Source organism: Leclercia adecarboxylata (assembly GCF_006171285.1).
Classification (GTDB): Bacteria; Pseudomonadota; Gammaproteobacteria; order Enterobacterales; family Enterobacteriaceae; genus Enterobacter; species Enterobacter barmai.
This window is the reverse complement of record NZ_CP040889.1, coordinates 70,427-93,352: the sequence shown is the minus strand read 5'-3', so window position 1 is coordinate 93,352 and position 22,926 is coordinate 70,427. Positions and strand designations below refer to the sequence as shown.

23 protein-coding genes are annotated in these 22,926 nt (G+C 57.6%); 15 read left to right on the top strand and 8 right to left on the bottom strand.

From position 1 onward, the window contains the following. Window positions 1–71 precede the first annotated feature (71 nt). From tar to FHN83_RS02230, 13 genes are all read left to right on the top strand, one after another. Window positions 72–1,727, top strand: coding sequence for a methyl-accepting chemotaxis protein II (gene tar, locus FHN83_RS02290; protein WP_139563141.1), 1,656 nt, complete (start codon window positions 72–74; stop codon window positions 1,725–1,727). 44 nt (window positions 1,728–1,771) lie between these two features. After that, the gene (tap, locus tag FHN83_RS02285) at window positions 1,772–3,373 is read left to right on the top strand and encodes a methyl-accepting chemotaxis protein IV (RefSeq protein ID WP_139563140.1); all 1,602 of its coding nucleotides are present in this window, start codon (window positions 1,772–1,774) and stop codon (window positions 3,371–3,373) included. A gap of 19 nt (window positions 3,374–3,392) precedes the next feature. Beyond that, complete coding sequence (gene cheR / locus FHN83_RS02280) at window positions 3,393–4,259, top strand: protein-glutamate O-methyltransferase CheR (RefSeq protein WP_039030846.1); 867 nt, start codon at window positions 3,393–3,395, stop codon at window positions 4,257–4,259. Next, window positions 4,256–5,305: a protein-glutamate methylesterase/protein-glutamine glutaminase gene (locus FHN83_RS02275; protein ID WP_039030845.1), complete on the top strand. Its 1,050-nt coding sequence runs from the start codon at window positions 4,256–4,258 to the stop codon at window positions 5,303–5,305. The genes cheR and FHN83_RS02275 overlap by 4 nt, the downstream gene beginning before the upstream one ends. Before the next feature lie 16 nt (window positions 5,306–5,321). Beyond that, window positions 5,322–5,711, top strand: a complete 390-nt coding sequence (cheY, locus tag FHN83_RS02270; RefSeq protein ID WP_039030844.1) for a chemotaxis response regulator CheY — start codon at window positions 5,322–5,324, stop codon at window positions 5,709–5,711. A gap of 10 nt (window positions 5,712–5,721) precedes the next feature. Next, window positions 5,722–6,366 carry a protein phosphatase CheZ gene (gene cheZ / locus FHN83_RS02265; RefSeq protein WP_039030843.1) on the top strand — a complete coding sequence of 215 codons (645 nt, stop codon included), beginning with the start codon at window positions 5,722–5,724 and terminating at the stop codon, window positions 6,364–6,366. A gap of 254 nt (window positions 6,367–6,620) precedes the next feature. Next, on the top strand, window positions 6,621–6,845 hold the full coding sequence (locus FHN83_RS28375; protein ID WP_139563139.1) for a hypothetical protein: 225 nt from the start codon (window positions 6,621–6,623) through the stop codon (window positions 6,843–6,845). A gap of 77 nt (window positions 6,846–6,922) precedes the next feature. Continuing rightward, a complete protein-coding gene (locus tag FHN83_RS02255; RefSeq protein WP_139563138.1) occupies window positions 6,923–7,486 on the top strand; it encodes a helix-turn-helix transcriptional regulator in 564 nt (187 codons plus the stop codon). Window positions 7,487–7,606: 120 nt separating this feature from the next. After that, window positions 7,607–8,755 carry a flagellar biosynthesis protein FlhB gene (gene flhB / locus FHN83_RS02250; protein ID WP_039030923.1) on the top strand — a complete coding sequence of 383 codons (1,149 nt, stop codon included), beginning with the start codon at window positions 7,607–7,609 and terminating at the stop codon, window positions 8,753–8,755. Next, window positions 8,748–10,826 carry a flagellar biosynthesis protein FlhA gene (gene flhA, locus FHN83_RS02245; RefSeq protein ID WP_138369357.1) on the top strand — a complete coding sequence of 693 codons (2,079 nt, stop codon included), beginning with the start codon at window positions 8,748–8,750 and terminating at the stop codon, window positions 10,824–10,826. The genes flhB and flhA overlap by 8 nt, the downstream gene beginning before the upstream one ends. Further along, complete coding sequence (gene flhE, locus FHN83_RS02240; RefSeq protein ID WP_139563137.1) at window positions 10,826–11,218, top strand: flagellar protein FlhE; 393 nt, start codon at window positions 10,826–10,828, stop codon at window positions 11,216–11,218. The genes flhA and flhE overlap by 1 nt, the downstream gene beginning before the upstream one ends. A 260-nt stretch (window positions 11,219–11,478) precedes the next feature. Beyond that, window positions 11,479–13,062, top strand: coding sequence for an MFS transporter (locus tag FHN83_RS02235; protein ID WP_039030840.1), 1,584 nt, complete (start codon window positions 11,479–11,481; stop codon window positions 13,060–13,062). Between the two features lie 4 nt (window positions 13,063–13,066). Further along, the gene (locus FHN83_RS02230) at window positions 13,067–14,206 is read left to right on the top strand and encodes a glycoside hydrolase family 88/105 protein (RefSeq protein WP_139563136.1); all 1,140 of its coding nucleotides are present in this window, start codon (window positions 13,067–13,069) and stop codon (window positions 14,204–14,206) included. A 144-nt stretch (window positions 14,207–14,350) separates the two neighbouring features. On the opposite strand, the gene argS is transcribed toward FHN83_RS02230, so the two are convergent. Further along, entirely contained in the window at window positions 14,351–16,084 is a 1,734-nt protein-coding gene (gene argS / locus FHN83_RS02225) for an arginine--tRNA ligase (RefSeq protein ID WP_139563135.1), read from the bottom strand. 174 nt (window positions 16,085–16,258) lie between these two features. Between argS and FHN83_RS02220 the strand changes: the two genes are divergently transcribed. After that, the gene (locus tag FHN83_RS02220; RefSeq protein ID WP_139563134.1) at window positions 16,259–16,819 is read left to right on the top strand and encodes a VOC family protein; all 561 of its coding nucleotides are present in this window, start codon (window positions 16,259–16,261) and stop codon (window positions 16,817–16,819) included. A gap of 9 nt (window positions 16,820–16,828) precedes the next feature. Continuing rightward, on the top strand, window positions 16,829–17,572 hold the full coding sequence (gene cutC, locus FHN83_RS02215; protein ID WP_139563133.1) for a copper homeostasis protein CutC: 744 nt from the start codon (window positions 16,829–16,831) through the stop codon (window positions 17,570–17,572). Window positions 17,573–17,840: 268 nt separating this feature from the next. Here the strand turns inward: cutC and cmoB are convergent, their stop codons facing one another. The 7 genes from cmoB to FHN83_RS02180 all read right to left on the bottom strand — a co-directional run bounded on the left by cmoB (window position 17,841) and on the right by FHN83_RS02180 (window position 22,926). Continuing rightward, window positions 17,841–18,812, bottom strand: a complete 972-nt coding sequence (gene cmoB, locus FHN83_RS02210) for a tRNA 5-methoxyuridine(34)/uridine 5-oxyacetic acid(34) synthase CmoB (RefSeq protein ID WP_039030835.1) — start codon at window positions 18,810–18,812, stop codon at window positions 17,841–17,843. Continuing rightward, entirely contained in the window at window positions 18,809–19,549 is a 741-nt protein-coding gene (cmoA, locus tag FHN83_RS02205) for a carboxy-S-adenosyl-L-methionine synthase CmoA (protein ID WP_039030834.1), read from the bottom strand. The genes cmoB and cmoA overlap by 4 nt, the downstream gene beginning before the upstream one ends. A gap of 40 nt (window positions 19,550–19,589) precedes the next feature. Beyond that, a complete protein-coding gene (locus FHN83_RS02200; RefSeq protein ID WP_138369354.1) occupies window positions 19,590–19,985 on the bottom strand; it encodes an MAPEG family protein in 396 nt (131 codons plus the stop codon). Between the two features lie 51 nt (window positions 19,986–20,036). Continuing rightward, window positions 20,037–20,810, bottom strand: a complete 774-nt coding sequence (locus FHN83_RS02195; RefSeq protein WP_139563132.1) for a DUF72 domain-containing protein — start codon at window positions 20,808–20,810, stop codon at window positions 20,037–20,039. Continuing rightward, window positions 20,789–22,102 (bottom strand): tyrosine-type recombinase/integrase, encoded by a 1,314-nt coding sequence (locus tag FHN83_RS02190; protein ID WP_139563131.1) that lies wholly within the window; start codon window positions 22,100–22,102, stop codon window positions 20,789–20,791. The genes FHN83_RS02195 and FHN83_RS02190 overlap by 22 nt, the downstream gene beginning before the upstream one ends. A gap of 55 nt (window positions 22,103–22,157) precedes the next feature. Continuing rightward, window positions 22,158–22,403: an excisionase family protein gene (locus FHN83_RS02185; protein WP_139563130.1), complete on the bottom strand. Its 246-nt coding sequence runs from the start codon at window positions 22,401–22,403 to the stop codon at window positions 22,158–22,160. A 100-nt stretch (window positions 22,404–22,503) separates the two neighbouring features. Next, complete coding sequence (locus FHN83_RS02180) at window positions 22,504–22,926, bottom strand: hypothetical protein (protein ID WP_139563129.1); 423 nt, start codon at window positions 22,924–22,926, stop codon at window positions 22,504–22,506.

The window sequence follows — 22,926 nt, the reverse complement described above, 5'->3', positions numbered from 1 at the left end:
CCTTTCGCAAATGTAAAGTTCCTGTCAGTTGTGCCGATAACACCGAGAACAAATCTATGAGAAGGTGTTGTATGTTGAACCGTATGCGCGTTGTCACCATGCTGATGTTAGTGCTGGCTGTGTTCGCTTTGCTGCAGCTCGTTTCCGGCAGTCTGTTTTTCTCTTCTATTAAGGCCAACCAGGACAGTTTTGCGGTCTCTAACGAGTTCCGGGTTCAACAAAGTGAAATCACCTCTACCTGGGATTACCTGCTACAAACGCGCATTAACCTGAGCCGCGCCTCCGCGCGCATGGTTTCCGACCCTTCGCATCAGCAAACGGAGCTGATGAACAGCGCCCGCACGACGCTTGCCGAAGCGGACAAACACTTCAAAGCTTATAGCGCCATCGCGCCACAGCCTTCGATGGAGCAGGTGAGCCAGACCATCAATGACAAATACCGGGACTATGCCGCGGCGCTGACGGAGCTGATCCAGTTCCTTGATAGCGGCAATATGGACGCCTACTTCGCCCAGGCAACGCAGTCAAAACAGAACGCGCTGGGTACCGCCCTGCGTGAATACGTCGCCGCGTCCGACGCGCGTAACCAGGAGGCGTTCAATGCCAGCGTGAAGGATTACACCTTCGCCAAATGGCAAATGGGGATCCTCGCTCTGGCGCTGGTCGTCGTGCTGGTGGGCGTCTGGTACGGCATTCGTCATACCCTGCTGAACCCGTTAAACCGCGTCATCGACCATATCCGTCACATTGCCAGCGGCGATCTGACCCATACCCTGACCATCGCCGGGCGCAGCGAAATCACCCAGCTGGCGGTCAGCGTTGACCATATGCAGCGCTCGCTCAGCGAGACAGTGGCCAACGTGCGCCAGGGTTCCGATGCCATCTATACCGGCACCAGCGAAATCGCCATGGGCAACAACGATCTCTCCTCCCGCACCGAGCAGCAGGCGTCGGCGCTGGAAGAGACCGCGGCCAGCATGGAGCAGTTAACCGCTACCGTGAAGCAGAATGCGGACAACGCCCGTCAGGCGTCACAGCTGGCGAACAGTGCCTCGGAAACCGCCCAGCGCGGCGGCAAGGTGGTGGACGGCGTGGTGAAAACCATGCACGACATCGCCGGCAGCTCGAAGAAGATCGCCGACATCATCAGCGTCATCGACGGCATCGCCTTCCAGACCAATATCCTGGCGCTGAACGCGGCGGTGGAAGCGGCGCGCGCCGGTGAACAGGGCCGTGGCTTTGCGGTGGTGGCCGGTGAAGTGCGTAACCTCGCCAGCCGCAGCGCCAACGCGGCGAAAGAGATTAAAGCCCTGATTGAAGACTCTGTCGCACGCGTCGACACCGGCTCGGTGCTGGTGGAGAGCGCGGGCGAGACCATGAATGACATCGTGAATGCCGTTACCCGCGTAACGGACATCATGGGTGAAATCGCCTCTGCGTCGGATGAGCAGAGTCGGGGTATCGACCAGGTCGCCCTGGCAGTATCGGAAATGGATCGCGTCACACAACAAAACGCCTCGCTGGTTCAGGAGTCCGCCGCCGCGGCGGCACAGCTGGAAGAGCAGGCGAGCCGTCTGAAGATGGCCGTCTCGGCGTTTCGTCTTACCTCTGAACCAACAAAAACAGTTTCCTCGCGCGTCAGCCAGCAACCGGCCGCGCCGGTTAATGCACCGGCTTACGCACGCGCAGTGGCAACCGGAAAAGATGAGAACTGGGAAACATTTTGATCGTACGTTAAATCGCGGCTGCTGGCCGCTAAATGGGAGCGTGGATGTTAAATCGTATTCGTATCTCGACCACCCTGTTTTTGATTTTGATTCTGTGCGGGGTGTTGCAGGTTGGCAGTAATGGCTTGTCGTTCTGGGCTTTTCGCGATGGTTATCAGAATTTGCAGGAGATGGAGAGCAGCAATCAACAGCGCGCGCTGCTTACCCAGAGCCGGGCAGTATTGCTGCAGGCCAGTACGGCACTGAATAAAGCGGGCACCTTAACCGCGCTGAGCTATCCGCCCGATGACATCAAGGGGCTGATGACCACCGCGCGCAGCAGCCTGAAGCAGGCGGGCGAGCTCTATAAGACGTTTAACCAACAGGCGGCGATAAGCGTCAAAGACGCCGAGCTGAAAAAGGCCATGCAGGGCGCCTTCAGCCAGTGGTATGGCGATCTGGAGCACCAGGCCACCTGGCTTGAGAACAACCAGCTGTCCGATTTTCTGACCGCGCCAGTGCAGGAGTCGCAGGCGGCGTTTGACGCCAGCACTGACGCCTGGCAGCAGGAGATGAACGGCTTTGTGCAGATGGCGAGCAACGACAGCCGCAACAGCTACCACATGTCCGGGGTGATTTTCGCCACCATGATTGTGCTGGCGGCGTTACTGACCAGCGCCGCGCTGCTCTGGTCGCGCAAGATGATTGTCCAGCCGCTGGCGATCATCAGCAGCCATTTCGACAGCATTGCGAAAGGCGATCTGGCGCGGCCGGTGGCGGTGTACGGCAAAAACGAAATTTCGGCCATTTTCGCCAGCCTGAAAACGATGCAGGGCTCGTTGCGTGAGACGGTATCCGAGGTGCGTCAGGGCAGCTACGCCATGCACACCGGGATCTCCGAAATTGCCGAAGGCAATAACGATCTCTCTTCGCGCACCGAGCAGCAGGCGGCGTCCCTGGCGCAAACGGCGGCCAGCATGGAGCAGTTGACCGCCACCGTCGGCCAGAACGCCGACAACGCCCGTCAGGCGTCCGGCCTGGCGAAGAGCGCGGCGCAGACGGCGAAGAAGGGGGGCGAACAGGCTTCCCGGGTGGCGAACACCATGAATGAGATCGCCACCAGTTCGCAAAAGATTGGCGACATTATAAGCGTTATCGACGGCATTGCGTTCCAGACCAACATCCTGGCGCTGAACGCCGCCGTCGAAGCCGCCCGCGCGGGAGAACAGGGGCGTGGTTTTGCGGTGGTAGCCGGTGAGGTACGTAACCTGGCGAGCCGCAGCGCCAACGCGGCGAAAGAGATTAAGGTGCTGATTGAAGAGTCGGTGTCGCGCGTCCAGCAGGGTTCTGAGCTGGTGGATACCGCGGCGAAAACCATGACCGAGATCGTCAGTTCGGTCACCCAGGTGAACGACATCATGGGCGAAATCGCCTCAGCATCCGATGAACAGCGCCGCGGCATTGAGCAGGTGGCGCTGGCGGTAAGCCAGATGGATCAGGTGACCCAGCAGAACGCCGCGCTGGTAGAAGAGGCCGCGGCGGCCACCGACCAGTTAGCCGGCCAGGCGGATCATCTCACCTCGCTGGTGGCTGTTTTTAATGTGAATGAACGTGTTGAAGCAGTAACAGAAGTCGGACGGTCGCAGACCGTGCCAGTCGGATCCTGAAAGTGATTAAGAAGGCGCTATGACATCACCACTGCCCTCAGGGCAATCGTCATTATTGTTACAGATGACACAGCGCCTTGCGCTGTCCGATGCGCATTTCCGTCGGATATGTCAGTTAATCTACCAGCGTGCGGGGATTGTGCTTGCCGATCACAAGCGGGACATGGTCTACAACCGTCTTGTGCGTCGCCTGCGAACGCTCGAACTGGATGATTTTGGCCGCTATCTGGGGATGCTGGAAGCCAACCCGAACAGCGCGGAGTGGCAGGCGTTTATCAACTCCCTGACCACCAACCTGACCGCCTTTTTCCGCGAAGCGCATCACTTCCCGGTGCTGGCGGAGCATGCGCGCCGTCGCAGCGGTGAGTACCGCGTCTGGAGCGCGGCGGCGTCGACCGGGGAGGAGCCTTACTCGCTCGCCATTACCCTGGCCGACACCCTTGGCACCGCGCCGGGCCGCTGGAAGGTGATCGCCAGCGATATCGATACCGAAGTGCTGCAAAAAGCGCAGAGCGGGATCTACCGCCAGGAAGAGCTGAAGACGCTGTCACCCCAGCAGCTTCAGCGCTACTTCATGCGCGGTACCGGTCCGCACGAAGGGCTGGTGCGGGTGCGCAGTGAGCTGGCGAATGCGGTGGAGTTCTCCATGCTCAACCTGCTGGAGAAGCAGTACAACGTGGCGGGGCCGTTTGACGCCATTTTCTGTCGTAACGTGATGATTTATTTTGACAAAACGACGCAGCAGGAGATCCTGCGCCGCTTTGTTCCGTTGCTCAAACCTGACGGTTTACTGTTTGCCGGGCACTCGGAGAACTTCAGCAATCTTGTGCGCGAGTTTAGCCTGCGTGGCCAGACGGTATATGCGCTGAGTAAGGATAAAGCATGAGTAAAATCAGGGTCTTGTCAGTTGATGATTCGGCGTTAATGCGCCAGATCATGACCGAGATTATCAACAGCCACAGCGACATGGAAATGGTGGCGACGGCCCCCGATCCGCTGGTAGCCCGGGATTTAATCAAAAAATATAACCCCGACGTGCTGACGCTGGATGTCGAAATGCCGCGCATGGACGGCATCGATTTCCTGGAGAAGTTAATGCGTCTGCGCCCGATGCCGGTGGTGATGGTCTCTTCGCTGACCGGCAAAGGGTCCGAAATCACCCTGCGGGCGCTGGAGCTGGGGGCGGTGGATTTTGTCACCAAACCGCAGCTCGGCATTCGTGAGGGGATGCTGGCGTACAGCGAGATGATCGCGGAGAAGATCCGTACCGCGGCCCGCGCCCGGGTTGCCACGCACAAGCCGCTGGCAACGCCGACTACGCTGAAAGCCGGCCCGCTGCTGAGCTCGGAAAAATTGCTGGTTATCGGTGCCTCTACCGGGGGAACAGAGGCAATTCGCCATGTACTCCAGCCATTGCCGCTCTCAAGCCCCGGTATTCTGATTACTCAGCATATGCCGCCAGGCTTTACCCGTTCGTTCGCGGAACGTCTGAACAAGCTGTGCCAGATCAGCGTGAAAGAGGCGGAAGATGGCGAGCGCGTTCTGCCGGGGCATGCCTATATCGCCCCGGGCGACAAGCATATGGAGCTGACGCGCAGCGGCGCAAACTATCAAATCAAAATTCATGACGGGCCGCCGGTTAACCGGCACCGTCCGTCGGTGGATGTGCTGTTTCATTCGGTGGCGAAACACGCGGGGCGCAACGCCGTTGGGGTGATCCTGACGGGGATGGGCAACGACGGAGCCGCCGGAATGCTGGCGATGCACCAGGCTGGCGCCTGGACCATCGCCCAGAATGAAGCAAGTTGTGTGGTGTTCGGCATGCCGCGCGAGGCCATCAATATGGGTGGCGTCAGCGAAGTGGTCGATCTTAGTCAGGTTAGTCAGCAAATGCTGGCGAAAATCAGTGCCGGACAGGCAATACGTATTTAACGAGGAGTGTAGTTTTATGGCGGACAAAGAGCTCAAGTTTTTGGTTGTGGATGACTTTTCCACCATGCGTCGCATTGTGCGCAACCTGCTGAAAGAGCTGGGTTTTAACAACGTTGAAGAAGCAGAAGACGGCGTTGATGCGCTGAACAAACTGAACGCCGGCGGCTTTGGTTTTGTCATTTCCGACTGGAACATGCCGAACATGGACGGTCTGGAACTGCTCAAAACCATTCGTGCAAATGGCGCCATGGCCTCTCTGCCTGTGCTGATGGTGACCGCCGAAGCGAAGAAAGAGAACATCATTGCTGCGGCACAGGCTGGCGCAAGCGGGTATGTGGTGAAGCCATTCACCGCTGCAACTTTGGAAGAAAAACTCGGTAAGATCTTCGAGAAACTCGGCATGTGAGGTACGGGAGATGATGCAGCCTTCGATTAAACCTACGGATGAGCATTCACCCGGCGACATAATTGCCCGGATCGGCAGCCTGACGCGCATGTTGCGCGACAGCCTGCGTGAGCTGGGACTGGATCAGGCGATTGCAGAGGCGGCGGAAGCAATTCCTGATGCCCGTGACCGTCTTGATTATGTTGTACAGATGACTGCCCAGGCGGCAGAGCGTGCGCTGAACAGTGTTGAAGCGTCACAGCCGCATCAGGACGAGATGGAAAAGGGCGCAAAAGCGCTGACCAAACGCTGGGACGACTGGTTCGAAAACCCAATCGAACTGTCCGACGCCCGCGAACTGGTCACCGATACGCGTCAGTACCTGGGTGCCGTGCCGGGTCATACCAGCTTCACCAATGCGCAGCTGCTGGAGATCATGATGGCGCAGGATTTCCAGGACCTTACCGGTCAGGTGATCAAGCGCATGATGGACGTGATCCAGGAGATTGAGCGCCAGCTGTTGATGGTGCTGCTGGAGAACATGCCGGAGCCTTCCGCGCGTCCGCAACGCGAAAACGAAAGCCTGCTGAATGGCCCACAGCTCGACACCACCAAAGCCGGTGTCGTGGCAAGCCAGGACCAGGTGGACGACCTGCTGGACAGCTTAGGCTTCTGAGCCTTGCAGAAATGCCACCTGCAAAGGTGGCGTTTTTCTTTATACATCCGTTTCATCCCTCTTTACGACCCGCCTTCCAGAACCGATATTTCGCCGTGACATCAACCCTTTCTAATGCATTAATTCTGTTAGTCTTTGCAGGGCTTTTGCTGGCCGTAGACAGCAAAAGCGGGAACGTGGCGACACGGACGTGCATGAAATATTGCCGTTGACAGTTGTCAACACATGCAATAGGATCCTGTTAACGGAGGCAAATGAAGAAACATCCGAACAAGCATATTCAGGAGGCTGTTGAATATGCCCTGAGTAAGGGCTGGGTTTGGGTGCCACCAGGACATTCAGCGCACTGCTTTTGCAAGCTACGCTGTGGTAACCCAGAAGGTGAACATCGGGATCACCAGATGAGCGTATGGTCGACGCCGAAAAATGCGGAAAACCATGCCATGCAAATCATTCGCAACGTAAATCATTGCCTTTGATTTCGCCCGGTAAGGCGTGGTTGCGGCCATGCCTTATCGAATACAAAGAAACGCTAACAACAAAATAAAGAGGTATTATGGCGCTGTTTAACTTCACTCTGACCCTCTCAGGCGTAACCTGCGGGACTGAAGGACTGGAAGACGCACTGTATGCAAGCGGCTGTGGCGATGCGCTGATCTGCGCATATGGCAACTCCGTCTATCTCACCTTTGATCGGGAGGCTGAAACATTAAATGACGCTATCGCCTCTGCGGTCGACAACATTGAATCTGCTGGCGTCGGGGCGATCGTACAGTCTGTCGACTCTGCTCTGGTCGGCCTGAGCGACATCGCGGAGATGACTGATATGTCCCGTCAGGCTATCGCCATGCTGAAAGATGGCACGCGTGGCGGCGGCGATTTCCCTTGCCCCATTCAGCGGATCGCTGGCCAGTCCCCGCTTTGGGAGTGGGCAGATGTGGCGAACTGGCTTGCCAGCAATGGACGGTTAACCGAGGAGAGCGAGCTGGTGGTGAACGCGCGGGTGCTCAGCAAGTGGAACCTGATATTAAGAAACAGCGTCTCAACGGACTTTGAAGAGATTGGCTCCCTCGCCGCATCGCTGGTGGCACGCCGTCGCAAACAGGCTTTGCAGGGGTAATCCCCTCGCTGATACGACCGAATAGCCTAAATCAGCCCTTTTATCGCCCCTAATTAACCCATTGGTCACGCGCGGCTTTGGCATCATATCGTCCAGACCTCTACCTGCGAGATGCTTGCCGTGGCAGAAGACAGCGACGACAAAACAGAAGCCCCCACACCCCACCGACTTGAAAAAGCGCGTGAGGACGGGCAAATACCCCGATCCCGAGAACTCACCTCGCTGCTGATTTTATTAGTTGGCGTGTGCATTATCTGGATAGGCGGGGAGTCCCTTGCCCGCAGGCTGGCCGGTATGCTCTCGGCCGGGTTGCGCTTCGATCACAGCATGGTCAACGACCCTAACCTGATCCTCAGCCAGATTATCCTGCTGATCAAAGGCGCGATGGTCGCGCTGCTGCCGCTCATTACCGGCGTGGTGCTGGTGGCTATCGTGTCGCCGGTGATGCTGGGCGGGCTGGTGTTTAGCGGTAAATCGCTGCAGTTTAAATTTTCTAAACTGAACCCGCTGCCCGGTATCGCGAAGATGTTCTCGGCCCAGACCGCTGCCGAACTGCTGAAAGCGTTGATGAAAGCGACGCTAATGGGCAGCGTGGCGGGATTTTTTATCTGGCACAACTGGCCGGAGATGATGCGCCTGATCAGCGAATCACCGTTCACCGCCATGCGCAACGCGCTCAATCTGGTGGGGCTCTGTTCGCTGCTGGTGGTGCTCTCCATTATCCCGATGGTCGGCTTTGACGTTTTCTTCCAGATTTACAGCCACATTAAAAAACTGCGCATGTCCCGCCAGGACATTCGTGACGAACATAAGCAGATGGAAGGCGACCCGCACGTTAAAGGGCGTATTCGCCAGATGCAGCGCGCCGCCGCACGTCGCCGGATGATGGAAGATGTGCCGAAAGCGGATGTGATTGTCACCAACCCGACCCACTACTCCGTTGCGCTGCAGTATGACGAAGACAAAATGAGCGCGCCAAAAGTGGTGGCGAAAGGGGCAGGGCTTATCGCGCTGCGCATCCGTGAAATTGGTAATGAAAATCGTATTCCGATGCTGGAAGCTCCGCCGCTGGCGCGTGCGCTCTACCGGCATGCAGAAATTGGACAACAAATCCCGGGCCAGTTGTACGCCGCGGTAGCGGAAGTACTGGCGTGGGTATGGCAGTTGAAACGCTGGCGTCTGGCGGGCGGTCAACGGCCTGTGAAACCTGAGAATCTCCCGGTGCCTGCCGCGCTGGATTTTATGAACGAGAAGGACTCTGATGGCTAATCTGGTGGCAATGTTGCGCTTGCCGAGCAACCTGAAATCGACCCAATGGCAGATTATGGCCGGGCCGATCCTCATCCTGCTAATTCTGTCGATGATGGTATTGCCGCTGCCGGCATTTATCCTCGACCTGCTTTTCACCTTCAACATCGCGCTCTCCATTATGGTGCTGCTGGTGGCAATGTTCACCCAGCGCACGCTGGAGTTTGCTGCCTTCCCGACGATCCTGCTGTTCACCACGCTGCTGCGTCTGGCGCTGAACGTGGCCTCCACCCGTATCATTCTGATGGAGGGCCATACCGGCGGCGCTGCGGCAGGTAAGGTGGTTGAGGCCTTTGGCCACTTCCTGGTGGGTGGCAACTTTGCCATCGGGATCGTGGTGTTCATCATCCTCGTGATCATCAACTTTATGGTGATCACCAAAGGTGCGGGGCGTATCGCAGAAGTTGGCGCGCGTTTCGTGCTGGACGGGATGCCCGGTAAACAGATGGCGATTGACGCCGATCTGAACGCCGGTCTGATTGGCGAAGATGAAGCGAAAAAACGCCGTGCCGAAGTGACCCAGGAAGCGGACTTCTACGGCTCGATGGACGGTGCGAGTAAGTTTGTTCGCGGCGACGCCATCGCCGGGATCCTGATCATGGTGATCAACGTGGTGGGCGGCCTGCTGGTTGGGGTTCTCCAGCACGGGATGGCGATGGGGCAGGCGGCAGAGAGCTACACCCTGCTGACCATCGGTGACGGCCTGGTCGCCCAGATCCCGGCGCTGGTGATCTCCACCGCAGCCGGTGTGATCGTGACCCGCGTCGCCACCGATCAGGACGTCGGCGAGCAAATGGTGACTCAGCTGTTCGCCAACCCGAACGTGCTGATGCTGTCGGCGGGGGTTCTCGGTCTGCTGGGCCTGGTGCCGGGCATGCCGAACTTCGTCTTTCTGCTGTTTACCGCCGCGCTGCTGGGGCTGGCCTGGTGGATACGTGGCCGCGAAACCAAACCGAAGAGCGAGCCTGCACCGGTTAAAATGCCGGAAAACACCCAGGCGGTGGAAGCCACCTGGAATGACGTTCAGCTGGAAGACTCCCTGGGCATGGAAGTGGGCTATCGCCTGATCCCGATGGTTGATTTCCAGCAGGACGGCGAACTGCTGGGGCGTATCCGCAGTATCCGTAAAAAATTCGCCCAGGACATGGGCTTCCTGCCGCCGGTGGTGCATATCCGCGACAATATGGATCTGCCTCCTGCGCGCTACCGTATCCTGATGAAAGGGGTTGAGATCGGCAGCGGTGACGCCTATCCGGGGCGCTGGCTGGCGATTAACCCGGGCACCGCGGCGGGGACGCTGCCGGGTGAACAGACCATTGACCCGGCCTTTGGCCTGGCGGCTATCTGGATTGAAAGCGCCCTGAAAGAGCAGGCGCAAATCCAGGGCTATACCGTGGTGGAAGCCAGTACCGTCGTGGCAACGCACCTTAACCACCTGATTGGCCAGTTCTCGGCAGAGCTGTTTGGCCGCCAGGAGGCGCAGCAGCTCCTCGATCGCGTGACCCAGGAGATGCCGAAGCTGACCGAAGATCTGGTTCCGGGCGTCCTGACCCTGACCACGCTGCACAAGGTCCTGCAGAACCTGCTCGACGAGAAAGTGCCGATCCGCGATATGCGTACCATTCTGGAGACCCTGGCCGAACATGCGCCGCTGCAAAACGATCCGCACGAACTGACGGCGGTGGTGCGCGTGGCGCTGGGCCGCGCCATCACCCAGCAGTGGTTCCCGGGCACCGGCGAAGTGCAGGTTATTGGCCTCGACACGCCGCTTGAACGTCTGCTCCTGCAGGCGCTGCAGGGCGGCGGCGGTCTGGAGCCGGGGCTGGCGGATCGTCTGCTGGCGCAAACCCAGGAGGCGTTACAGCGTCAGGAGATGCTCGGCGCACCGCCGGTGCTGCTGGTCAATCACGCCCTGCGTCCGCTGCTCTCGCGCTTCCTGCGCCGCAGCCTGACACAGCTGGTGGTGCTGTCGAATATGGAGCTGTCGGACAATCGCCACATCCGCATGACCGCCAGCATTGGAGGCCAGTGATGCGTAAATTACTCTGGGTACTGGTTTTGCCGATGATGGCTCAGGCCGCAGGGGAGGGGGCATGGCAGGACAGCAGTATCGGCCTGACCCTCACCAACCGTGGCGTGGCGGCGTCGTCACGCCCGCTGTCGGCGAAGCAGCCGGTGTCTGGCCTGATGACCCTGGTGGCCTGGCGCTACGAGCTGAATGGCCCGATCCCCGCCGGGCTTAGGGTGCGGCTCTGCTCCCAGGCTCGCTGCACCGAACTGGACGGGGCCAGCGGCACGACAAATGCCTTTAATAACGTGCCCGCCGTAGAGCCGCTGCGCTTTATCTGGGAAGTCCCCGGCGGCGGTCGCCTGATCCCCGCTCTGAAGGTCCAGCGTAACGAAGTGATTGTGAATTACCGCTAAATGCCCGCTTTTTCGCCAGTTATCAGGCCATTCTGATGACTGGCTCTCATTTTTGACCCCGCCTTTTGAAGCAAGAGAAACGCTGTTTTATAAAAGAGTGACGCGCGTAGTAAATCTCTTTGCATTTTTGCCAGTTGCCCCGTCGTGATGGCAGAAACAGAAAGGTATCCCGATAGCGATACTCTTACTGTAACCCTGTAGTCACTCCCGTTAGCTCCGGGTTAACCGGGAGTCATCTGAAACTTACAGGGTCGACGGTAATCAAAACACGTAAAATTGGACTCGCGAACTATCTTGCTTACGGATCGGGCGATTTTCTCGGGGCGGGAACCACAGCGCTGACCGCTGCCTGGCTGTTGTATTTCTACACGACCTTCTGCGGCCTTACGCCGATTGAGGCCACCTTCATCTTCGCGGCGGCAAGGGTGCTTGATGCCGTCGTCAGTCCGCTGATGGGCTTTCTGACCGATAACTTTGGCACCACCTGGCTTGGCAAACGTTTTGGCCGCCGTAAGTTCTTTATCCTGCTGGGTATCCCGTGCGTCTTCAGCTACTCGCTGATGTGGGTCGGGGATATGGGCTTCTGGTACTACCTGCTGACCTATCTGATCTTCGATATCGTCTACACCATGATTCTGGTCCCGTACGAAACGCTGGTGCCGGAGATGACCGACGATTTCAAACAGAAAACCAAATTCTCCGGCGCGCGTATCTCTATGGCGCAGATGTCGGCGATTCTGGCCTCTTTCCTGCCGGGTATTCTCCTGACCCACTTCGGTAAAGACAACGCCGTCTCCTTCTTCTACGCCAGCCTGGTGTTCTCTGTGCTCTGCGCCCTGATGCTGACCTTCGTCTGGTTCTTCACCTGGGAACGTCCTCGTGAAGAGTGGAGCGAAGCCGCGCTGCGCGCCGAAGAGGAGAAGAAAAAGCTGACCCTCGGCCAGAGCCTGAACCGTCTGTTCGTTGAACTGAGTTCCACACTGCGGATCAAAATTTTCCGTCAGCATCTGGGGATGTACCTCGGGGGCTATATCGCCCAGGACGTCTTCAACGCGGTCTTCACCTATTACGTGGTCTTCGTCCTGATGCAGGAAGCCTCCATGGCCTCCAACCTGCTGGGCACCATGGCTATCTTCCAGTTCCTCGCCGTTATCGCCATGATCCCGCTGTGCATCCGCTTTGGACCTGCGCCGTCGTACCGCATGGTAGTGGTGCTGTTTGGGCTGGCCTCCATGTCTTACGCCGGGCTCTATTATGCCGGTATGAGCGACATCTACGCGCTGCTGCTGCTGGTTTCTGCGCTGGCGGGTCTCGGCCGCGGCGGGATCAACTACGTACCCTGGAACACCTACACCTATATTGCTGACGTGGATGAAGTCATCACCGGCCAGCGCCGTGAAGGGATCTTCGCCGGGATCATGACCCTGACCCGTAAGGCCTCCCAGGCGGGTGCCATCATGCTGGTGGGGATTGTGATGCAGATGTCCGGCTTCGTGAGCGGCCAGAAGGTGCAGCCGGAAGGGGTAAGTCACACCATTCTGATGATCCTGAGCGTGGGCACTATCCTGGTGCTGATCTGCGGCTTCCTGGTGTCGCTGCGCTTCAAGCTGAACTTACAGACGCACAGCACGCTGCGTGAAGAGACGGCCAAAATGCGTGAGTCTGGCCGGGCAATGCCGGAGACCGCGACACCGCAGGCCCGCGCCACGGTTGAGATGCTAGCCGGTATGCCTTACGACTGCCTGTGGGGTAACAACAACATCGGTTATCTGAATCGTAATAAGCCCGCTGCACCGTCCCTGAAAGAACGTGCTCCACTGAATTCGACATACAACAGAGGTTAAGATTATGAAGGTTTGGCCTGTCAAACATAGCCCGTTACTGCGTCAGCCAGAGCGTTTTATCGCCCGGGATGAGCTGAAAACGCTGATCCAAAAAGTGACGCATAACCTGGTGAACATTCACGATAAAACCGGCGAGTTTTTACTGCGGCTGGACGACGGGCGGGTAATCGACACCAAAGGCTGGGCGGGCTGGGAGTGGACCCACGGGGTCGGTCTCTACGGCATCTGGCAGTATTACTGCCAGACCGGGGATGAAGCGATGCGCGACATCATCGACAGCTGGTTTGCCGATCGCTTTGCCGAAGGGGCCACGACCAAAAACGTCAACACCATGTCGCCGTTTTTGACCCTTGCGTATCGCTATGAAGAGACGCGCAACCCGGCCTGGCTGCCGTGGCTGGAGAGCTGGGCCGAGTGGGCGATGAACGAGATGCCGCGCACCGATCATGGCGGCATGCAGCACATCACCCTGGCGGAAGAGAACCACCAGCAGATGTGGGACGACACCCTGATGATGACCGTCCTGCCGCTGGCGAAAATTGGCAAACTGCTCAACAAGCCAGAGTATGTGGAAGAGGCGGTGTATCAGTTCCTGCTGCACGTGCAGAACCTGATGGACAGGGAGACCGGCCTGTGGTTCCACGGCTGGAGTTACGACGGTCAGCATAACTTTGCAAACGCCCGCTGGGCGCGCGGCAACAGCTGGCTGACTATCGTGATCCCGGATTTCCTCGAGCTGGTGGATCTGCCGGAAAACAACGCCGTGCGCCGTTATCTGGTGCAGGTGCTGAATGCGCAGATTGCCGCGCTGGCGAAGTGCCAGGACGAGAGCGGCCTGTGGCATACGCTGCTCGACGATCCGAACTCCTACCTGGAAGCGTCCGCCACGGCAGGGTTCAGCTACGGGATCCTGAAAGCGGTGCGCAAGCGCTACGTGGGGCCGGAGTATGCTGAGGTGGCTGAAAAAGCCATTCGCGGGATTGTCAAAAACATCTCCCCGGAAGGTGAGCTGCTGCAAACCTCGTTTGGTACCGGGATGGGTAGCGATCTGGAGTTCTATCGCCAGATCCCGTTGACCTCGATGCCGTACGGTCAGGCGATGGCGATATTGTGTCTGACGGAATATCTGCGGAAATTCTTCTGATCTGGTGGAAATTCCCCGGTGGCGCTGCGCTTACCGGGGCTACAAAACAATAAACCCGGCTTTCGCCGGGTTTATTGTTTTCATTACCGGGTTTTGTAGGCCTGATAAGCGTAGCGCCATCAGGCATTGACCCGGGTAAAGATGTTACATACGTTCTACGGTTTCGATACCCAGGGTATCCAGACCCAGCTTCAGGGTCTTCGCCGTCAACTGCGCCAGCTTCAGGCGGCTGTTGCGAACCGCTTCGCTCTCGGCAGAGAGGATAGGGCAGTGCTCATAGAAGCCAGAGAACAGGCCTGCCAGATCGTACAGATAGGCACACATCACATGCGGCGTACCGTCGCGGGCGACCACGGAGAGCGTCTCTTCGAACTGCAGCAGACGCGCCGCCAGCTGCGCCTCACGATCTTCAGTGATGGTCACCTGCGCCTGGGCCAGCGCGCTTTCATCGATGTCAGCTTTACGGAAGACAGACAGCACGCGGGTATAGGCATACTGCATATACGGCGCGGTGTTGCCTTCAAACGCCAGCATGTTATCCCAGTCGAAAACGTAGTCGGTGGTACGGTTCTTGGACAGATCCGCATATTTCACCGCACCGATACCGACGGCGTTGGCCAGTTTTTCCAGCTCGTCAGCAGGCATGTCCGGGTTTTTCTCGGCCACCAGACGACGGGCACGCTCCAGCGCCTCATCCAGCAGATCCGCCAGCTTCACGGTGCCGCCTGCACGGGTTTTGAACGGCTTGCCGTCTTTACCCAGCATCATGCCGAACATGTGGTGTTCCAGCGGTACGGAATCCGGCACGTAGCCCGCTTTGCGCACGATGGTCCACGCCTGCATCAGGTGCTGGTGCTGACGGGAGTCGATGTAATAGAGCACGCGATCCGCATGCAGCGTCTCGTAGCGATACTTGGCGCAGGCGATATCGGTGGTGGTGTAGAGGAAGCCGCCATCCTTTTTCTGGATGATGACGCCCATCGGTTCGCCTTCCTTGTTTTTGTACTCATCAAGGAACACCACCGTCGCGCCTTCGCTTTCGACCGCCAGGCCTTTGGCCTTCAGATCGGCCACGATACCGGCCAGCATTGGGTTGTAGAGGCTTTCACCCATCACGTCTTTGCGGGTCAGGGTCACGTTCAGACGATCGTAGGTGATCTGGTTCTGAGACATGGTGATGTCCACCAGCTTGCGCCACATCTCGAGGAAGTAGGCATCGCCACCCTGCAGTTTCACCACGTAGCTGCGCGCGCGCTCGGCGAAGGCTTCGTCTTCGTCGTAGTGCTTTTTCGCGTCGCGGTAAAAGCCTTCGAGGTCCGCCAGCGCCATCTCACCGGCGTTTTCCTGCTGCTGTTTCTCCAGCCAGGCGATCAGCATGCCGAACTGGGTGCCCCAGTCGCCGACGTGGTTCGCACGGATCACGTTGTGGCCGAGGAACTCCAGGGTGCGCCCCGCGGCGTCACCGATGATGGTGGAGCGCAGGTGGCCGACGTGCATCTCTTTCGCCACGTTCGGGGCGGAGTAGTCGACAACGATGGTCTGAGCCTGCGGCTGCGCCACGCCCAGACGGTCGGACTGCAGCGCGGCATCCACGTTCTGCGCCAGGAAAGCCGGGTCGAGGAAGATATTGATAAAGCCCGGACCGGCGATTTCGGTTTTGCTGGCGATACCCTTGAGATCCAGATGCGTCAGGACCTGCTCTGCGAGTTGTCGCGGCGCCATGCCCAGTTTTTTAGCCACTGCCATCACGCCATTGGCCTGATAGTCGCCAAACTGTACTTTCGCTGACTGACGAACCTGCGGTTCACAGTCTGCAGGTGCGCCTGCAGCAATCAGTGCCTGACTGACTTTTTCTGAGAGAAGAGCCTGAATATTCACCGGGATACCTTACATTTTTGACGCGACCATCATGCTGTCGCATCAGTTAAAGAAATTAGGCCGGGAGTATACTGCAATTGCCCGTTGCCGTCAGCACTGGCTCAAATCAGCGGTTGGTCGCAGGCGGGCAACAGAGTAAATTAACGCTTTTGCGTGACGATAAGAGTATTAACGATGGCGAACTGGCAATCTGTTGACGAGCTGCAGGACATTGCAGCCGATTTACCGCGTTTCACCGACGCCTTTACGGCGCTTTCCGCTCGCCTGGGTCTGGATATCGCCCCGCTCGCGGCGGACCACATCTCCCTGCGCTGCCACCAGAACGCCACTGCGGAACGCTGGCGGCGCGGGTTTGAGCAGTGCGGCGAGCTGCTCTCGGAAAACATCATCAATGGCCGTCCCATCTGCCTGTTTAAGCTGCACGAGCCGGTGTGCGTCGACCACTGGCGCTTTACTGTGGTCGAGCTGCCCTGGCCGGGTGAAAAACGCTACCCGCACGAAGGCTGGGAGCATATCGAAATCGTCCTGCCCGGCGACCCGGATACCCTGAATGCCCGCGCCCTGGCGCTGCTCTCTGACGAGGGGTTAAGCCAGCCCGGGATCTTTGTGAAAACCAGTTCGCCAAAAGGGGAGCATGAGCGTCTACCCAATCCCACCCTGGCGGTGACCGACGGCAACGTGACGGTGAAGTTTCACCCCTGGACAATCGAGCAGATTGTCGCCAGCGAAGAATAAGGAGGCTTTATGGCATTGCTTGAGATCTGTTGTTACAGCATGGAGTGTGCCCTGACCGCGCAGGAGCAGGGTGCCGATCGTATTGAGCTCTGTGCCGCTCCGAAAGAGGGTGGGCTGACCCCGTCTTATGGCGTACTGAAATCGGTGCGTCAGGCGGTGCGTATTCCGGTTCACCCGATTATCCGGCCCCGCGGCGGGGATTTTTGCTACAGCAGCGGCGAGTTTAACGCCATGCTCGAGGATATCGCCCTTGTGAAAGAGCTGGGGTATCCGGGGCTGGTGACCGGCCTGCTGGATGAAGACGGCGACATCGATATGCCGCGTATGCGCCAGATTATGGCCGCCGCACAGGGGATGGCGGTAACTTTTCATCGTGCCTTCGATATGTGCATCAATCCGCAGCAAGGCTTTGAAAAGCTGGCGGAACTGGGGGTGGCGCGTGTGCTGACATCCGGCCAGCAGTCGTCTGCTGAAAAAGGTATTTCATTAATTAAGGAACTAAAAGCGCAATCAGGTGTTCCAATAATAATGGCGGGTGCTGGCGTTCGCGCCGCCAACCTGGAGACGTTTTTACAGGCAGGGGTTGAAGAGCTTCACAGCTCGGCCGGGAAATGGTGGCCATCACCCATGCGCTATCGCAATACAGGGTTGTCGATGTCGACTGATGCCGAAGCGGATGAATATTCCCGCTATGGCGTTGAGGGAGAGTCGGTAGCCCGAATGAAGGCGATAATCGAGCAGTATCGCCGCTAAAACCAGTTTTTACCGCGCATCATGTCGCCCAATGTGATGCTTGTTTGTACCAGGCCCCTGCAATTTCAACAGGGGCCTTTTTTTATCCTTTATCCTTCATATTTCAAGCCGCAGCGGCGTTGGCTGCCTCGCTCACCCCGGTCACTTACTGATGTAAGCTCCCGGGGATTCGCTGCGTTGCCGCCTTGCTGCAACTCGAAATATTTCGGATAAAATGGCAGATGTTGTTTTGTAGGCCGGGTAAGGCGAAGCCGCCACCCGGCAAAAATCACGGCCTGGTGGCAATCAACACCGCACGGACCGGGGCCGGATAACCTTCGATCGTTTTGCTGCTGTCGTTCGGGTCGAGGAACTCGGCCAGCGATTCGGTGGTCATCCACTCTGTACGGCGCTGCTCTTCGGTGGTGGTGACGCAAACGTCCGCGATGCGAATATCCACAAAACCGCATTTCGCCAGCCAGTTTTTCAGCGCCAGCGCCGACGGAATAAAGTAGACGTTACGCATCTGGGCATAACGATCCCCCGGCACCAGAACGGTGTTCTCATCCCCTTCAACCACCAGCGTCTCCAGCACCAGTTCGCCGCCGCTGACCAGCTGATCTTTCAGCTGCCAGAGGTGTTCCAGCGGGGAGCGGCGATGATAGAGCACGCCCATTGAGAAGACGGTGTCGAACGCCGCCAGGGCAGGGAGTTGCTCAATGCCCAGCGGCAGCAGGTGCGCGCGCTGATCGTTGCCAAGTAGCTTGCGCACGGCTTCGAACTGGCAGAGGAACAGCTGGGTTGGGTCGATGCCCACCGCCAGATGCGCGCCCGCGCCAATCATGCGCCACATGTGATAGCCGCTGCCGCAGCCGACATCGAGAATGGTGCGCCCGGTTAAATCGGAGAGGTGCGGCAGGACGCGATCCCACTTCCAGTCTGAACGCCATTCGGTGTCGATCTGCATGCCGTACAGCGAAAACGGCCCTTTGCGCCACGGCATCAGGTTACGCATCAGATTTTCAAGACGCAGCTTATGGCCTTCGCTCAGCGGCTCTTCGCTCTCGGCGGTCACGCTGTGCAGCAGATCCAGCTTATACGGCGTCATCTCCGGCAGAAATTCAACCGCATTCTTCCACTGCTTAAACTGACCGTGCAGCGACTCACGCTGCCAGGCGGCGATCTGCGCGGGCAGGGTTTCCAGCCAGTGGGAGAGGTGGTTTTTGGCAATCAGCTGATAAAAGTTACCGAAATCAATCATGCGTCACCGCCCTTCAGCGCCACCAGCGAGCCAAAGTTGAAGCACTGGAACCACAGCTCGCTGTGCTCGAAGCCGGCCTTGTGCAGGCGGGCCTTATGGGCCTCAACCGAGTCGGTCAGCATCACGTTCTCCAGCATGCTGCGCTTCTGGCTGATCTCCAGTTCGCTATAGCCGTTGGCGCGTTTGAAATCGTGATGCATGTTGAACAGCAGTTCGCCGACGGTGGCATCTTCAAAGCTGAATTTTTCCGACAGCACCAGCGCGCCGCCGGGGTTCAGCCCCTGATAAATTTTGTCCAGCAACAGCTGACGATCTTCGGGCACCAGGAATTGCAGGGTAAAATTCAGCACCACCATTGAGGCGTTTTTAATTTCGATATGGCGAATATCGCCCTCGACCACCTCTACCGGGGTAGGCGCTTTCCAGGCGTCGATATGACGGCGGCAGCGTTCGACCATCGCCGGCGAGTTGTCTACGGCGATAATGTTGCACCCGTCGTGCTTGATGTTACGACGAACCGACAGCGTGGCTGCGCCCAGCGAGCATCCCAGATCGTAGACCTGCGTATCTGGCTGAACAAAACGTTCCGCCAGCATGCCGATCATGGAGATGATATTGGAGTAGCCGGGGACCGAGCGCTGGATCATATCCGGGAAGACTTCAGCCACCCGTTCATCGAAGGTCCAGTCGCCCAGACTGGCGATAGGCGCAGAAAAAAGCGTGTCGCGATCTGACATAACGTAAAAATCCGGGAAAAATAAAGGGGCGTATTGTGCGCTAATGCAGGGAGAAAACCAACTCCCACGGCATATACCACAGGTTAGCCAGCACCATTAGCACAAGCGAACACCAGGTGGCGCTCATGCCGGAACGACGCCAGCGGAACAGGCGCTGATGGAGGCCGTAGTAGTGCATCAGGCGTCCAAGGATCAGCAGCAGGCCGCAGACATGCACCATCCAGGTCTCCGCGCCGTTCATTTCCATAAACAACAGCAAAATCAGCGCCGCCGGAATGTACTCCACCGCATTGCCGTGAATGCGGATCGCGGTTTGCAGCTCAGAGAAACCCCCGTCGCCATAAGAGACGCGGTACAACATCCGCAGGCGCGCAACATCGAACGAAAACTTGATTAACAGTAACGCACCCAGCACCGCATACAGCGCGCAAACCATACAAACTCCCTGTTTTTTGGCAGATGGCATTTCATATGATAGGGGCTGAGATTAGAAAAGAGAAGATTGCTGCGGAATAGTGGGGGCATCGCCAATGGACGGCGCCACGGCCTGCAAGGCCTGCCAGAGAGCATCGACCAGTTCCGGCGCCTGGGCGATATCGGGAGTATGTAAAAAAAGATAGGGGGTGGCGGTCAGTTCCCACTTCGCCAGGGTCTGCAGCCAGACGGCAAACAGCGCCTGGTTTTGCGGCATATTGTCGCTGCCGATAAACCGCACCATCGGATTACTGGCGGTCATCACCGCATGCACCGGCACCTTCGGTTTTTTGCGCTGCGCTTCGATGATGGCTTCGTTATGCGCAACGGCGGCATGAACGGGACGGCTGTCGAGAATCGTCCGGTTGACGCCGCGCTCGTGCAGGCCGCGGTTAAGCGCTTGCTCCGCTTCGCCTTTCATAAAGAACTCAGGATGACGGACCTCTACGCCGTAGGTAAATTCCCGGGGCAGGGCGTCGAGAAACTGCCAGAGCGCGGGCAGATCGCGCGGGTCAAAGGTGGCAGGCAGTTGCACCCAGTACTGTCCGATGCGGTCGGCCAGCGGCGACAGGCGGGTGAAAAACTCGGCGGTTAAATCGTCGCAGTTACGCAGCGCGGCCTGATGGGAGATGGTGGCCGGGAATTTAAAGCAGAAGCGGAAGTCGTCGCCGGTCTGCTCCCGCCAGCGCGCCACCACCTCAGGTTTAGGCAGCGCGTACAGCGTGGTATTACCCTCCACACAGTTAACATGTGGGGTAACGCTAACTAACTTACTGATTTTAATAATGCCCCATCGCTCCCCTGTAGGCTATGGGGCATTGATGGGGCAAAGGCGGCCAGTTTCTGATTGAGCATCGCTATTTGCTCTGAGCTACTGTCAGCCATCCACGCTCCGTACACATTGAACACCATCTGGGCGCTAGCGTGGCCCATCTGGCTGGCAATGAAGCTGGGGTTAGCTCCAGCGGACAATGACCAGCATGCGTACGTATGACGCGACTGATAGGCTTTCCTGTGCCTAATGCCTGCTCGCTTAACCGCTGCGTCCCAGGAGTCACCTATCGAATCGACCTTATAAACAAAACCCACCTGCTCGCTGCGCCTGACTAACTGAGGGTTAAAGACAAAGGTACAGTCATGCCGCTCGGTTCGGCCATACTCGCGCAACTGAACATCGATGTGGTGCTGCTTACCCAGCCTTGTCATTTCAGCCTGATTTCTCAGGACGCTAACCGCGGGTTCTATCAGGTGAATCACTCTGTTCGTGCTGGCCTCAGTTTTTGGTAGAGTGAACTCGCCCAGTTTCGTATAATTGCGGCGTACTGTTATTGTTCCCGCTTTAAGATCGATATCCTCCCAGGCCAGGGAGAGCAGCTCCCCGTGACGCACCCCTGTGTACACTGCCAGTGACCACAGGTTTTTCGTCTGTTGATGCCGGCATGCATCAATAAGACGGATAAATTCGTCACGAGAAAGCGGATCTGGCTCTACCCTGGCTTTCTTAAGCGGCTTAATACCTTCAAACGGATTCGCTTCTAAGTAGCCGTGATCAGCCGCAAACTGGAACATTCCGGCGATTGTTGTCATGTAATAATTCACGGTAACAACACTTCGTCCCTTCGCCGGGGCCTTCCCCTTCATTGGCGTCTGGTGACCGGTCAGTAAATCTTTCCTGATATACAGCAGTTCCTCTTTGGTCACCGAGGCTACCAGCCGACCCCCTCCGATCCTCGGCACTACATTTCTTACGACCGACTCATAGCGATTGAGGGCGTTCGAAGAAATTTCCATCTTTTTCAGATCCAGCCACTTTTCTTCAAGTTCTTTCACTGTGATTTCTTTCTTACCTATCCCAAAAGTTTTGAGATGAGGTGATTCGGGGAACCTTGACGCATAGTCGAACGTCCCTGTGCGGATAGCGAAACATACCGATGTCCGCAGTTCCCCGGCGATCTTCCTGTTTTTAATGGTGTCAGGGACACCGAGGTTTTCCCTGACACGCTTACCTTTGTAACTGAACCAGATGCGCAACGAGCCGCCGTGGTTTTCGACGCCTGTTGGATAGTCAAACTTATCCATTGATTCCTCCAGACGCCCAAGAGCGATCTGAGCTTACCTTTTTCATGGCATCAAATCACCCGGGCTGTTTGTTTTTCATCGAGTCCACCCATGCATCGACCGCTTTGCGGTTGTACATGCACTCGCTGGACGGTTTCGGGTTCCCGTCCGGTGAAACGTGCACGTATTCCTGGCCGACCATCCAGCATTCCTTTCTGGCCCGGAGGATAGTTCCGGGCTTAAGCCCGGTTACCGCGATAAGTACGCTTTCACAGACCCAGTCGTTCGGGACCAGGAGAACGATGTCCGATGTATTACGCATGATTCACCTCAGAAATCTGCCAAAAATGTGTACTCAATCAACGTACCAATCACGATGAACACCAGAAGAATGGCGATCAGAAATGAGTTAATGAACTGTTTCATCGCTTAACCTCATCGCTTACCCTGACGACGTTTTCCCAGCCACCGTAACTGTTAACCATTTCGCCCAGGCGGGAGAAGCAGGCATTCATCCAGCGGATCCCTCTCGACGTAAGGACCGGCACCGTACCCCAGTCGATAAAATCAGAATTGCTGCGATGCATGTATTTGATGAGATCGAGAATATTGATGTAATGCGCCCGTCGGCGCTCCACGCTCCAGCCCCTATCAGTGAGGTATGAATCAATAAAGCCCCGCAGAGCTGGCTGATTAAGCGAGATGTCGCCGTACTGGTGGCGATATACGGGCCGACGGTGCAGGCAGACCAGGTGAAACAGGTATGCATCACACACCCATGTCAGCGCCTGCTGGTGGGCCTGCTCGATTGAACCAGCTGGCAGACAGATATCATTGCTCGTCAC